This window comes from Psychrobacter sp. Rd 27.2, assembly GCF_001921755.1.
Lineage (GTDB): Bacteria > Pseudomonadota > Gammaproteobacteria > Pseudomonadales > Moraxellaceae > Psychrobacter > Psychrobacter celer.
In genome coordinates this window covers 1-14,428 of record NZ_MRYB01000022.1, presented here as the reverse complement: position 1 = coordinate 14,428, position 14,428 = coordinate 1, and the positions used below count along the sequence as shown (strand labels likewise).

11 protein-coding genes are annotated in these 14,428 nt (G+C 49.2%); 4 read left to right on the top strand and 7 right to left on the bottom strand.

The genetic code is table 11. From position 1 onward, the window contains the following. Positions 1-136: 136 nt before the first annotated feature. The 6 genes from purH to mrcB form a co-directional block, all read right to left on the bottom strand. Positions 137-1,717, bottom strand: a complete 1,581-nt coding sequence (gene purH, locus BTV99_RS12290; protein WP_075102653.1) for a bifunctional phosphoribosylaminoimidazolecarboxamide formyltransferase/IMP cyclohydrolase — start codon at positions 1,715-1,717, stop codon at positions 137-139. Between the two features lie 153 nt (positions 1,718-1,870). Next, positions 1,871-2,188 (bottom strand): DNA-binding transcriptional regulator Fis, encoded by a 318-nt coding sequence (gene fis, locus BTV99_RS12285; protein WP_075102652.1) that lies wholly within the window; start codon positions 2,186-2,188, stop codon positions 1,871-1,873. Between the two features lie 225 nt (positions 2,189-2,413). Further along, complete coding sequence (locus tag BTV99_RS12280) at positions 2,414-3,553, bottom strand: DUF3426 domain-containing protein (RefSeq protein ID WP_075102651.1); 1,140 nt, start codon at positions 3,551-3,553, stop codon at positions 2,414-2,416. A 181-nt stretch (positions 3,554-3,734) separates the two neighbouring features. After that, positions 3,735-4,661, bottom strand: a complete 927-nt coding sequence (prmA, locus tag BTV99_RS12275; RefSeq protein ID WP_075102650.1) for a 50S ribosomal protein L11 methyltransferase — start codon at positions 4,659-4,661, stop codon at positions 3,735-3,737. A gap of 191 nt (positions 4,662-4,852) precedes the next feature. Next, the gene (locus BTV99_RS12270; protein WP_075102649.1) at positions 4,853-5,695 is read right to left on the bottom strand and encodes a tetratricopeptide repeat protein; all 843 of its coding nucleotides are present in this window, start codon (positions 5,693-5,695) and stop codon (positions 4,853-4,855) included. Positions 5,696-5,724: 29 nt separating this feature from the next. Beyond that, on the bottom strand, positions 5,725-8,226 hold the full coding sequence (gene mrcB / locus BTV99_RS12265; RefSeq protein ID WP_075102654.1) for a penicillin-binding protein 1B: 2,502 nt from the start codon (positions 8,224-8,226) through the stop codon (positions 5,725-5,727). Between the two features lie 698 nt (positions 8,227-8,924). Between mrcB and BTV99_RS12260 the strand changes: the two genes are divergently transcribed. Then, positions 8,925-11,711, top strand: a complete 2,787-nt coding sequence (locus BTV99_RS12260) for a heavy metal translocating P-type ATPase (RefSeq protein ID WP_075102648.1) — start codon at positions 8,925-8,927, stop codon at positions 11,709-11,711. Between the two features lie 95 nt (positions 11,712-11,806). Here BTV99_RS12260 and BTV99_RS12255 read toward each other — a convergent pair whose 3' ends face one another. Beyond that, on the bottom strand, positions 11,807-12,529 hold the full coding sequence (locus tag BTV99_RS12255; protein WP_075102647.1) for a Bax inhibitor-1/YccA family protein: 723 nt from the start codon (positions 12,527-12,529) through the stop codon (positions 11,807-11,809). Positions 12,530-12,533: 4 nt separating this feature from the next. Here BTV99_RS12255 and BTV99_RS12250 point away from each other — a divergent pair, with 4 nt between their 5' ends. From BTV99_RS12250 to BTV99_RS12240, 3 genes are all read left to right on the top strand, one after another. Continuing rightward, positions 12,534-12,755, top strand: coding sequence for a hypothetical protein (locus tag BTV99_RS12250; RefSeq protein ID WP_075102646.1), 222 nt, complete (start codon positions 12,534-12,536; stop codon positions 12,753-12,755). Between the two features lie 85 nt (positions 12,756-12,840). Next, positions 12,841-13,845 (top strand): NAD(+) kinase, encoded by a 1,005-nt coding sequence (locus BTV99_RS12245; RefSeq protein ID WP_075102645.1) that lies wholly within the window; start codon positions 12,841-12,843, stop codon positions 13,843-13,845. Between the two features lie 66 nt (positions 13,846-13,911). Continuing rightward, positions 13,912-14,226, top strand: a complete 315-nt coding sequence (locus tag BTV99_RS12240; protein ID WP_075102644.1) for a YeaC family protein — start codon at positions 13,912-13,914, stop codon at positions 14,224-14,226. The last annotated feature ends 202 nt before the right edge of the window (positions 14,227-14,428 follow it).

Genomic DNA, 14,428 nt, shown 5'->3' with positions numbered 1-14,428 from the left:
GCTTAATGTAAAAAAGCCAGATACATAAGGTATCTGACTTAGCAAAAAAACTATCAATCTATTTTAGGACGAGACAACCTGTAATTTAGCAATCAAAACCGACCCGCCTCATGCGCGCCGGCTCAGTTACAAAAGACTAGTGGCGGAAATGACGCATACCTGTGAACACCATGGCGATACCATGCTCATTGGCCGCTGCGATGGTTTCGTCATCGCGCATCGAGCCACCCGGCTGAATGATAGCAGAGATGCCGACATCCGCTGCATTATCGATGCCATCACGGAATGGGAAGAAGGCATCTGAGGCCATAACCGCGCCTTCGGTGGCAAGTCCTGCGTGTTCAGCTTTGATGGCGGCGATACGGGCTGAGTTGACACGGCTCATTTGACCGGCACCAACACCGATGGTGCGCTGAGCTTTGGCATAGACAATGGCGTTTGATTTGACATATTTTGCGACGTTCCAGCTAAATAGCAAGTCTGCAATCTGCGCCTCTGTTGGCTGTACATCGGTGACAATTTTTAGATCATTGGCAGTGATTAAGCCAAGGTCTTGTTCTTGTACGAGTAGGCCACCATTGACGCGCTTATAATCAAGCTGAGCGTCGCGTTGGTCTGGTGCTGGCAGCTCGCCGCATACCAAGACGCGGACGTTTTTCTTGCTGGCTGTGATATCGAGGACACCTTCTTCGATACTTGGTGCGATGATAACTTCGACGAACTGATTGTCAATGATCGCTTTAGCCGCAGCTAGCGCCAAGGGACGGTTAAAGGCAATGATGCCACCAAAAGAAGACTCAGGGTCGGTACTAAAGGCCGTTTGGTATGCAGCAACTTGGTCTTGATCCACAGCCACGCCGCAAGGGTTGGCGTGTTTGACGATCACACAAGCAGGCGAGCTAAAGGCTTTGACACACTCCAGTGCGGCATCTGTATCGGCGATGTTATTATACGACAGCGCTTTGCCTTGCAACTGCGTGGCGGTCGCGATAGAGGCTTGCTGGCTCTTTAATGGGTGGTTTTCGACATAAAAAGCGGCGTTTTGATGCGGGTTTTCACCATAACGTAAGTCTTGTGCTTTTTCGAGCTGCACGTTAAAGGTACGTGGGAAGTTTTCTGGCTCTTGCGTGGCGCTGAGGCGGCTGCCCAAGAAGTTGGCAATCATACCGTCATACTGTGCGGTATGCTCAAAAGCTTTGACCGCTAAGTCATAACGCAGCGCCGAAGTCAGCTCAGTGCTGTCACCGAGAGCGTTAAGGACGCGCTCATAGTCAGCAGGGTCCGTGACGATACCGACATGGGCATGGTTTTTTGCTGCTGCCCGTACCATAGTAGGGCCGCCGATATCGATGTTTTCGATAGCATCAGCCATGGTCACATCGGCGCGCGCGATGGTTTGCGCAAATGGATATAAGTTTACCACCACCAGATCAATACGCTCGATTTGATGGTCACTCATGACGCCATCATCAGTCCCGCGGCGACCTAAGATACCGCCATGGATTTTAGGATGTAGTGTCTTGACGCGGCCGTCCATCATCTCAGGAAAGCCAGTATAGTCTGAGACCTCGGTTACAGCGACGTTATTTTCGGTGAGTAGCCGATACGTACCGCCAGTAGATAACAAACCAAAGCCTGCCTTGATGAGACCTTGAGCAAATTCAACGATATTGGATTTATCAGAGACTGATAATAAGGCGAGTGGGGTTGTACTCATAAAAAAACTTCCATAAAAAAAGCCCGACATCAACGTCTGGCAAGATGATAACGACAATGGTGGCAGATAACCTCAAAAAAACTGAGATCATCACCGCTCAATTGCCCTGCATAATGATTGTCAATCAAAATAGATAGGCGCATATAGCTGATGCTACATTAAGTCATAAGTTTTGAGTTTTTTGCGTAGTGTACCGCGATTTAGCCCGAGGATTTGGGCGCATTTGGTTTGATTGCCGCGCGTTTGTTCGAGGACGACCGACAGTAGCGGTTCTTCAACTTGTCTTAAGATCAGCTCGTATAAGTCGGTTGGCACCTCATCACCTAACAAGGCAAAGTACTGGCGCACCACACGCTCAACATGTACACGCAGCGGCTCATGAGCAGTGTGGGTATGGGGTTTGGAGTAGTCGGCAGGATGCTCAGAGCTGGTAGCAAAATGGTGGGCATTATGCTGTGCATGAGGTGCCATAAGATAAAGTCCTTGGGTTAGAGAAAATCAAACCATCAGATATCAGGGTATTATATCAAATTAATGGCCTTTGGCGCTGATAGATTCGAGGTTATATCCGATACCCAGTTATCAAGTACCTAGTCATCAAATACATGATCGTCAAGTCGCTCAATGAAGCGTTATTTTTCGTAGTATCTGTCGGCATAGGCAAAACATACCCTAACCATTTGACAAACACAGGCCTTAATACAAAGGCGTTATCTGAACGTCGCGAATCTGAGTATTGGCCACAGGGATGGTAAACAATAACTGTTGCTGACTATTGGCGGCGAGTTGTTTTTGCTTGCCTAATAAGTAATCTGCTGGCGCTGCGATAAACTCACCAATCATAGTATCTTTGCCGTACACACTGACCTTGACGCTCGGATAGAGCTGCGCTTTGGTACTTTGATTATAAAGGGCGGCGCTGACATCGCTAAACGCACCTGTGGTGTTGATACGGCTTTTTTGGTGAGTAATATGACTCATGCTCAATGCTGTTAAGTCCGCACTAGGCAAGCTACAAACGGCAACAGAGCAGATGCGGTGTAGGCGCTCGGCGTGGGCAGGGTCTTTGACCAAGGTGTCTATATTAAAGATGACATATTGCGCCAATAAGAGCAGCGCCAATACCAAGCAACCAAGGGTCCATAGTAATGATGCCACTGAGCGCCGCGCAGGCGTTGGTGAAAACCTTGCTTGCGCCTCTTTTATACGGGCGTTTTGGCTTTTTTCTTCGTCACTAAACGGCACGCCCATTTTTTGTAAGATTTGTGATAGGTCGGTGTTGTCTGGTGGTTTGTGTGTGTTTTGGCTTTCTTCTTTCAACAACGCCTCAAGCCAAGCATTGTCCGCATTGTCATCGACATTGGCATGAATATCATTGGCGGCGGCAGAGCTTAGCGCTGCTTGTGCCGATGAGTCCGGGCTTGTCTGCGCTGCAGATGGCTGCTGGTTGGAGGTATGGGTGAGATGACTCGCCTGTGTTAGCCATGCATCCATACTGTCGAGCGAATCGTACTCTAATAAGTCGGTTTCTGACTCCCCTATATCCATGTCATCATGAATCAGCTCATCGTGGATGAGGTCGTCATGGATCAGGTCATCATGAATCAAATCGTCGTGAATAAGCTCATTGTGAGCGGCGGCTTTGTTTGATGTAGAAGTGGCGGTATGGGCTGCAGCGTGAGGGGTGTCGGCGGTGACGATGAGGTGCTGATTGACCAAGAAGCTCTGATGACACTGCTCGCAGTTGACAGTGGCGTTTACTTTGTTTAATTGGGTTTGTTGTACTTTAGAGTAAGCATGACAATGGGGGCACTGAGTTTTTATGGGCGTGGTCATAGGGTCGAGTCCAAAAAATTATGGTGATCAATACCGCTTTTCCACTCACCAACAGCTGCCTATGGGGTATATACTGCGCATTAACAAAATATCTCATGTATGAATCATGGGCAAGGACAGAGTGGCGTCAAACACATAACATTTGACTGCCCTCTATCGTAACAGATGTAATTAAATGTTGCTAGCCTGTAAATGTACCAGATAATCGTTGCCAGTGCTGGTCTTCTTGGTCAGTAAAAGCATGCTTAGGATCCATAGCAAAGTAAGGCTGATAGGCGGCGACGACGTCGTCGGTTTGCGATTCAATCAAGCCTGCCAGTACGATACGGCTGCTGGGTTTGACTAATGTAGCAAAGTACGGGGCTAAGCCGATCAGGGGTTTTGCCAAAATATTGGCGACCAGTACTTCGACTGGCACAACCTTATGCTCAGCACAGTATTTATTAAATGCTTCTGGCAAAAATGCTTGCAGACGATCACCAACTTGGTTGCGCTCTGCATTTTGATTGGTGGCCAGCACTGCTTGTGGATCGATATCGACAGCGTAGACTTTTCGTGCGCCTAGCAGCAAGGCGGCGATGCCCAAAATACCTGAGCCGCAGCCATAATCAATCACTACCTTGTCTGTTAGGTCTTGCTCTGTGAGCCAGTCGAGGCATAAACGCGTGGTGGCATGATAGCCAGTACCAAACGCCAAACCTGGGTCCATAATGATGTTGGTCGCCTCGGGGCTCGGCGGCGTAAGCCAGTTGGGCACAATCCAAAGGTCGTTGGCGCATTCTATCGGCTGGTAGTTGCTCATCCATTCGCGTTCCCAGTCTTTATCGTCGACAGCGGTCAGCCAAATGCGGCTGGCTTGTACTTGTGCGGCGATTTCGTGGCTTAGCTGCTCGACGGCCTGCCGACTGCCGTCATCAGTGCTCGCATCAAAGAGCCCAGTCAAAATAACCTCGTCCCAAAGCGGCGACTCACCAGGCAGAGGCTCAAATAAAGGTTGATCGCCTGCGTCATCGAGCGCGATTGAGAGCGCGCCTGCTTCTAATAGCAGCGCTTCGGCCAAATCAACGTTTGCCTTTTCGCATTGTAAATGTAATTGTTGCCATGCCATAACGATACCCTTAAATAAAAGAAAAAAGTGAGAAAAATAAATACGTATTTTAACAAGAAACAGTAGTGAAAAAGCAGCTCATGTATTGCTACGATGGCTACTTGATATCCATTGAGATAGGTGGGCTTTACCTCATTCGCGATATTTTACGCGCGTGCTTTTAGCTGCTGAGGTCATACGTTGACGCCAGATTAACGCAATGCTCGTTTTGCTTCGTTAATCACTCGCCCATTGCCCTGAGCTTGCCCTGATTGCAGGATGACTTGCCATAGCGCACGTCTACGACTGGCGTCTTGCGAAACGCTAAGGCCGCGGCGTGCCATGGCTTCTGCTTTACGTGGTTGGTTCTTTTTTAGCGCAACTTGTGCCAAATAAAAATAGACGGCAGAGGATCTGGGTGCCAAGCGCTGGGCGCGGGTAAAACTGTTTTCGGCATTGGTCAGGCTGCCAGCTTTGAGCTGACTGATACCCGCTTGCATCAGATTGCGAAATGCAGGCAGGTCGCTGTTATTGCTGGTGGTACTCTGGCCGCGTTGTTGTGAGTTTTTTCTAGCGCGCTCTAGCAGCTCATTGTGTGAGGGTGCTGCAGGCTCAGAGATCATATAGTCTTCACGAGAAGGCGTGAGAATGACCACATCTGGCTGACTGACGATGGGACCTTGACTGGGTAGGTGGGTCTGCGGCGTATCTTTTGTCAGTGGGTTTGCTGACTCAGAAGTGCCGTCATTTGGGTAAGCACCAGCGCTGCCTGTGCTGTCTTGTTTAACAATGGGGGCTTGTGTCACCGGATAGGCCGTGTCATGTCGCGCAGGGCTGGCGGTGCCTGATGCCCCTGATGGCGTCTGTTTAGCTGAAGTGTGCGCACCAGCAGGCGTGCTGGGTACCGTTTGACAAGCGCTCAAACTCAGTATACCTATCACAGCGCCAGAAAAAACCAAACGGCGTGTGGACTTAACGGTACTCAATGTGGTTCTTATAGAGGTTGGCATCAGGCGATGGTTACCTAAGACAGTGTGTTTGAACAATGACAGCATAGAGAGCCTCTTTATAAATTACCAAAATGTTAAAACCATTCAACAGCGCGGTCATACCATGTATCTGCACGACTTTGTGCATCATTGCTGTCAGCTTGATCCTCATCATTATCAGAATCGACCGCTTCGCCATTTGGAATCTCCAAACCTTCGCGGCGACGTTGTTGATTGATGACGCCTTGCTGGCTTTGCCATTGCAGCTGCTCACGCGCTCGCTCTTGCTGGTATAATCCAAGGGCGCAGGCACTGGCTTCTTTTGGTAGGTGCGCGGATAAGACAGGCAAATAGCGTGCATCGGCACAGCGCTCATTAGAGAGTTTGCCTGAGTTGTTTTCTAGCCAGAGCCACTCGATGCCTTCAGGCTCCGGTAGCGCCACGGGCGTCAGCTTCAGGCGTTTCATGTAGTCAATCCAAACGGGTAGTGCGCCAGTACCACCGCTTAAGCCGATAGGTTTGTTGTCATCACGGCCAACCCATACCACGCTGACGTAGTTGCCACTATAGCCGGCAAACCAGGCGTCGCGATAGTTGTTGGTCGTACCCGTCTTGCCCGCCAGATTTAAGTGACTACCCAGCGACTGGGCGCGTCTGGCCGTACCGTTTGACACCACTTGTTGTAGGGCGTAATTGGTCAAAAAGTTGGTCTCAGGCGGGATGCTGCGCTGCGTGTTTAGCCCCGTACGCTGCAAAATCCGGCCACGATTGTCGATCACCGTACGAATGCTATGAATGGGCGTACGAAAGCCGCCGGTGGCAAAGACTTGATAAACACCGAGCATATCCATGGGACTTAGATTGACAGAACCCAATAATGCTGAAGGGTAAGGCGGGATTTTTTCTTGTACACCCAGACGACGCAACTGTCTGGCAAAGGTGTCGACACCAAACTCCATGCCCAAACGTACCGTGCTTTGGTTATAAGACTTGGCGAGAGCGGTGGTCAAGGGGACATAGCCATGATCACGGTTTGAGTAGTTTTTGGGGTTCCACTTGGTGCCATCGCCTAGGGTGACGGTAATCGGCGAATCATCTACTGGACTTGCCAAGTTATAGCGGCCACTTTCGAGCGCGGTCATATAAATGACTGGTTTTAATAAAGAGCCGACCTGACGTTTGGCGTCGACCGCACGGTTAAAGCCTGTAAACTCACTGCCACTGCCTACCACAGAGACCAGCTCGCCTGTTTCGGGGTTGGCACTGACCAGCGCACCTTGCAGATCTTTGGTTTTGCTACTATTACGGCGCAGCTCGCTCAGTTTTTTATCGACCGCTTTGTCAGCGGCCAACTGAGCAATAGGGTCTAAGGTACTGATGATGATCAGACCTTCGTTTTTGAGATCGTCAGAATAATAAACAGTATTTAGCTCACGCTTGACGATATCTAAAAAGTCGGGGAATTGGCTTTTGCCTTCAACTGGCTTATCCACCACGCCCAGCGGCTGTTCCAAAGCTTTTTCGTAGTCTTCTTGGCTCAAAGTACCCATCGCCAGCATGTTGTTTAGCACGACGTCACGGCGCGCTTTTGAGTCGTTTGGATGACGGCGCGGATTATAGATACTAGGGCCTTTTGCCATACCGACCAGCATGGCTTGCTGATCTATACGCAGCTCTTTTAGGGGTTTGTCAAAATAAAACTGTGACGCCAACCCAAAACCGTTAATAGAACGGTTGCCGTTTTGACCCAAATAAATCTCATTAAGATACGTCTGCAAAATCTCATCTTTGCTGTAGTGCAGCTCCAATAAAACCGCCATCAATGCTTCGTTGGCCTTACGTTTAAGCGTGCGATCTGAGTTGAGATAAAAGTTTTTGATAAGCTGCTGGGTGATGGTCGAGCCGCCTTGCATTGAGCCGCCAGAGAAGTTATTGAGCACGGCGCGCGCGATACCGCGTATCGAGACCCCTTTATGCTCATAAAACGCCCGATCTTCGGTGGCAATCAGCGCATCAATCAATGGCTGCGGCACCTCATCTAACGACACCACCAAGCGATCTTCGTTGCTGTCTGGATAGATACCGCCGATATTTACTGGCTCCAAACGAATGATGCCACTTTTGGCTGGCAGTGTGCTTTGAATAGACGCAATCTTATTGCCTGAGATGGTCATTTTAATGACTTGCTCGGCGTCTTTGTCATTGGCACTGTAGGTAAAGCCGCGCGTGTGAATAAAATAAGTATTGCCCGAGCGGTGATAAGTCCCTGTGCGATCATAGGATTTGTTGCTTTGATAATTGAGCAGCTCAAGCCAAGTCTTCATCGTTTCGCGATCGACATTTGCCCCTTGGTATAGCTCAAGCGGCTGCGAGTAGACTTTGGCCGGAATATCCCAGCGCTTACCCTCAAACTTATGAGTAATAGTGCGATCAAGTTTGATCAAATAGAGCGCCAACAACACCATGCCTGCGATGATAACAAGTAAAATCAGACTACTAAAGACGATACCACGCTGCTGTGAAGGCAGCGTGCCGATAGCAGGTCTAGAAGACTGAGGCAAAGTGAGAGTGGATCGCTTAAAATTGGATTTTTGCACTGATGTCGCACCGTTTTGGGATAAAAAAACTGCCTCATAATGACGCAAATTGACAACTTTTTCAATCTATCATCGTCAACGACAGTATTCATGGGTATTTAGCGGTCAGTAGTTACCGCTGCTTGAGGGAGCTGCTTATAGTATAATCGATAGTCAAACTGCACAGTGATTCTAAGTTGATAGACTCTAAGCTAATAGACTCTAAGCTGATACAGGCCATACTCTCGTCACCAGCAGAATTTTACGGGCAGTCTAAAGAGCATGTCAGCTGCTGACACACGATAGCAGTTTGTCTAGGCGACCATGATGTAATTTTTATGAATCCGTGGGCGCGTGGCCTACTTATATAAGCAAAGCATGGGTTAAAACAGCTATTTTAATTCTGTTTCGCATCGTCAACGCTAGGGCGTGTCCTCAGCTCAATCGGTATGTAATCGATAGTCATTTAAATGGGCTAAATGTGGCTAAACATTGTCATATGGCATCAGATAGCTCACCATTATCTCGGTATCATCTGCGCTCTTTCGTTGTTTGGCGATAGTGTTCGATGACAGTATTCGATGGCAGTGTTGAGAAGATCATTGATCTCATTTTTATTAGCATTTTTACAATGCAGACACGACCTAGTCAGTTTATGTAGCGCAAATTTAAAGCAAATAAGGTTCGAGCAAACCTGTCTAAAGGAAATAAGGGCGATTATGTCTAGTGTTCCATCACAAACGGCATCTACCAGTCAACGCTATGAAGATAGCTCTATCACCGAAGGTTTGGTGTTGCCTCTTGCAGGCCACTGTTTTCACTGCGGAGACCCTGTACCTGAGCCGCCATTTTATACTGAGATATTGGGGCAATCGCGTGAAATGTGCTGTATGGGGTGTCAGCTTGCCTCTGAGAGCATCGTAGAGGCTGGGCTTGAGCAGTATTATTTGGACCGCTCAGAGATCAACCGCACTGCCAGCCTACCTACGCAGCTGACGCGTCTTGAAGCTTATGATCATGAAGAGATCAAATCACAATTTGTCTACGCACAAGACGGTATGTCGGTGGCTGAGCTGTCGGTCAATAACCTGCGCTGCGCCGCCTGTACTTGGCTGATTGAGTCGCGCTTAGATGAGCTAGAGGGCATTAGCAAATGCCAAGTCAACTTGACCAACCAGCGCATGCGTGTGATCTGGAATGAAAGCCGCCTACCGATCAGCCGTATTTTGGCAGTCATCAACGAGATCGGCTACGAAGCCAAGCCATACCGTCAAGACACCCACGAGGCGATGCTGGCACGTCATAATAATCAAATGCTCCTGCGCTTGGGTATTGCAGCGCTGGGCTCGATGCAAGCGATGATGTATGCCGTTGCGATTTATTTTGGGGAATACAGCGATATGCTGATATTTCAGCGTGATTTTTTGCGCTGGGTGTCGTTGTTTGTCAGTACGCCGGTTTTCTTTTATGCAGGTATTCCGTTTTTTACCTCGGCATGGTCTGCGATTCGCGCCCGTCAGGTGAATATGGATGTGCCCGTCAGTATCGCACTGGTTGTCACTTTTTTTGCCAGTCTGTACGCCACCGTCACTGGACAAGGCGAGACATACTATGATTCGGTCAGTATGTTTATTTTCTTTTTATTGGCGGGGCGTTATATCGAGCATAATGCTCGCCTAAAAGCGGCGACCATGGCCAATGACTTGGTGGTGGTTGAGCCGGTATTGGTACAAAAAATTGCTGAAAACAAGGACGCTGCTGCACAGATATTACAGCATTTTGAGCAAAGCCTCTCGATACAAGATAGCGCGAAAAATCCCTCGAGTGCTGCTAAACTTGGTGACGCGAGCGCAGCAGCGGCCCAAAAAGACACAGGCGACGCATCAGACGCCATCGCGGACTTTACCCAAAGTATGGATACCAGTCTGCAGCAGATGACAGTGCGCATCGCGCAAGCGTGGCAAGCACAGCGCGCAAACGCTGCATACGATACAGAAGACAAGCAGATGGTCACTGCGCATAGCTTGCAAGTGGGCGATATTATTTTGGTAGAGGCGGGCTCTGAGATCATCAGTGATGGGATATTGCTCAGTCAGACAGCCACTGTCTCGCAGAGTTTGTTGACCGGTGAGGGCGATTTGATTCTCAAAACGCAAGGCGACTATATCGTCGGCGGCGCACAAAACGACAGTCAGCCGTTTGAGATGTTGATTACCGCCTTGCCAAAAGACAGTCAAATCGGCTTGATCGATAGACTGATGAACCGCGCCATGAGCGAAAAACCCAAACTGGCTCAGCAAGCGGATAAGCTGGCACGCTGGTTTGTGGCGCGTATCTTAGTACTGTCGGTACTGGTGTTTGTCGGCTGGTATATCGTCGATCCTAGCCAAGCGATTTGGGCAACGGTTGCGGTGTTAGTGGCGACTTGTCCTTGCGCATTGTCTTTGGCCACGCCTATTGCCTTGACGGTTTCGACCAACCGTTTGGCAAGCTATGGGTTTTTGACCACGCGTGGACATACGCTACAGACGCTTGCAGAGATTACTCATGTGGCGTTTGATAAAACAGGTACCCTGACGTACGGCAAGCCCAACTTATTAAATATTGAGCTGATGACTCTGTTACCAGACAGCGCGCAAGCAGGGCAGACGCGCGCTGAGCAAAAAGACAAAGTGCTGGCGATAGCCGCCGCCTTAGAAGTCGGTAGCCGTCACCCGATTGCCCATGCGCTGTTGACCGCAGCGTATCAGTTGCATCTGCCTACCACTCAGTTGTTGCAGTACTATCCTGCAGGCGGCGTTGAGGCGGTGATTGATGATGTACGCTATCGTATTGGCCATGTGGATTTTGCCTTAGACAGTACAGATCATGGGCGACACATTGACTTGGTGGCTGCGCGAGCAAGCTCGGCGGTGGTGTTGTCTTGTCAGCAAAGTGTGGGCGCGTCATGGCAAGCGTTGGCCTGCTTTTATTTTAATGACAAAGTGCGTGATAGTGCCAAGCCGATGCTCGATGCGTTAAAGGATTTGGGTATCGAATCCGTCATGCTGACAGGTGACCCAAGCCCGCAAGCGCTGCGTATGGCTGAGAGTTTGGGCATGCAGGCCGCCTACAATGGTTTGTCGCCGACAGATAAGGTCGATCATATCCAAAGCCTACAGGCACAAGGGGCGGTGGTGCTGATGGTCGGAGATGGCATCAATGATGCGCCAGTGCTTGCTGCTGCCGATGTGTCAACCTCGATAGCAGGCGCGGCAGACTTAGCACAGGTATCAAGTGATAGTATTGTTTTGGATGGTCAAATCGAAGCCATTACCGCAGCCAAGCGTATCGCTGATAAAACCGAACGCATCATCAAACAAAACTTTCGCTGGGCACTTATTTATAATGGCAGTGTACTGATACCAGCGGCGCTCGGTTATGTACCGCCATGGTTAGCGGCCATTGGCATGTCGCTTAGCTCTTTGTTTGTGGTGTTAAACGCCCTGCGGCTAAAACGCGCGTAGCTGCCACCGAGTCACTGAGACTCTATCAGCTTATTCATAAAAAAACCGCCTTAGCCAAGGCGGTTTTTGTTCACGGTGATAGCGGTATGTATCATTTAGTCTTGTAGATAGCTTAATAAGCGCATAAACTCAATGTACATCCAGACTAGCGTGGCAAGAATGCCGATACTAAATAACCACTCGTAATCCTCTGATACGCCCATTGCCACACCGCGATCGATATTATCGAAGTCTAGTAGCAAGGTAAAAGAAGCAATGACGATGACAAATAGGCTAAAACCAATAGCGATAGCGCCGCCCTCAAACAAGAAAGGTAAGGTCGAGCCAAATACCAACGACAACACCCACTGCGCGACATAGACAAGCATAATGGCAATGACCGCTGAGGTGACGATAGAGCGGAACTTTTCAGTAACCTTTACCAGCCCTGAGCGGTATAGACCTAGCATCACCGCTGCCGTCACAAACGTCGCACACATCGCCGTGACCGGCACGCTTGGGTACATGCGCATAAAAAACAGCGAGATACCGCCCAAAAACACACCCTCTAACAGAGCATAAGGGACAGCAAACGTCTTGGCTTTTTGTGGTTTAAAGGTGATAAAAATGGCAAGACCAAACGCGGCAAACATACTTACCATGGCGGCCATCGTGATAAAGCCTTGTGATAGGCCTGCCATCAGTGCATAAAAGAAAAAACCCACACCAGTGATGGCAGATAACCCGAGTAGCAGACTGGTCTTTTGAATCACGCCCTTGACCGTCATTGGGTTGCCGCCGATCGCAAGCTCTGCGCGACTGACAATAGGATTGGCCATACATATGTCCTTAATTAAATATAAAAATAGTAATGTCAGCTACTTTAGCAAAACCGCCATCATTGTCAACTGTGTTTGCGTGATGAAAAGCAAGGCTGCGCGGCGCTATAAAGCGCTGATCTACACCCAGCGGTGGCGGCATTTTGGTAGCCAAACAAGCACGTCTACAAACTCATTTAGTGGTAGCGTGCGCTGGTTTTTATCTGGGGTCGATTACGACTGTTAACAACGATAATGCATAAACATGCTAGTCTAAGCACGTATTTATCGCTATCATGAGCTGGTATTTTACCGTTATACCGAGTCTTTTTATGGAAAACTCAGCGCAGTCTGCAAGATTGCCACATTTACACGAATCCGAGCTGTTCCACGCCATCAAAAACCCAGCTTTTCGGCGTATTGGCCTCATGGGGCGTGCCGGCAAGCGCAGTGTGACCCAAAGTCTGGTGCAAATTGCCCAAACCATCAATGACATGAACTTGACGTTGATCATGGATGTGCAAACCGCCAATTTACCAACGTTAAACCTTACCGAAATCGAAAAAGTCAAAATCGTCAAACGCAGCTTGATCGGCGAGATTTGTGATTTGGTCATCGTCGTCGGTGGGGATGGCTCTATCCTGCATGCGGCCGAGGCGTTGGCACGCTACCGTGTGCCTGTCCTTGGGGTCAACCGTGGTCGCCTTGGGTTTTTGGCGGACGTAAAGCCGGACGAGGCGGCCTTTAAACTGCGCCAAGTACTGATGGGTAATTATCAGCTGGATCATCGGTTTTTATTGACCATGGAGATACGAGAAGGGCGCAACATCATTCATGAAGACATGGCACTCAACGACGTGGTGCTGCATGCCGGTAAGTCAGTCCATATGATCGACTTTCAGATGAAAATCGATGGTCAAGATGTCTATCGGCAGCATAGTGATGGCTTGATCGCGGCGACGCCGACCGGCTCTACAGCGTACGCGCTATCAGGCGGTGGCCCTATCATCCATCCAAGTATGGATGCCATTTGTTTGGTGCCCATGCATCCTCATACGCTTTCGAGCAGGCCGATTGTGGTGAGCGGAAACAGTGAGGTGTGTATTCGCATACATGAAGACAACCGCACCCAGCCGATGGTGAGCGCAGATGGCAAGCCAAGCGTACCCTTAGATCAAGAGCAGCGCCTATATATCCGTAAGCACCCCGACAAATTGACGCTACTGCACCCGCCAGGTTTTGATTTTTATGAGGCCTGTCGCACCAAGCTACACTGGAACGTCCATGCTGAAGAATTCAGTCTGGATGTCGATGATGATATCATAGACGATGAATAAGCGTCTTTGAGACACAAAAATCTTAGATGGTAAAAAACACAGTCAGACATAGTGAGAGTAGGCACGATGGATAAAGAAACGATATTAGCGAGTTTGACGCCAGAGGTGGTCGATAAGTTTCGTATGGCGATTGAGCTGGGTAAATGGCCAGATGGTCGTAAGCTCAGCGCGGAGCAGCGCGAGACCTGCATGCAAGCGGTGATGGTATGGGAACACGAGCATCTGCCGCCAGCTGAGCGTACCGGCTATATTCATAAGCCAGTAAAAGACGATGGCTCAGTCGTTGGGGCAGAGTGTGATGTTGAGCATGAGCATCACTATCCAAACATGCCCAATCCCAAAGGCGCGGTACAGCCTGTGAAGTTTCGCAATAAGCAATAAACAAACCGTAATAAACAATATAAGCGCTCAGTTGATTGCGTATTGAAGTTATCTTTGTATTGAGTTGACTGAGAGGGCACACAGCAAAAAGCCACGCTCATGAGCGTGGCTTTTTTTGGTTTGATTGTCCCGTCCTAAAATAAGTTTACGAAAAAGGGACTTATTTATGGACAAGTTAGCAATAGCAAAGGTTAAGCGCACT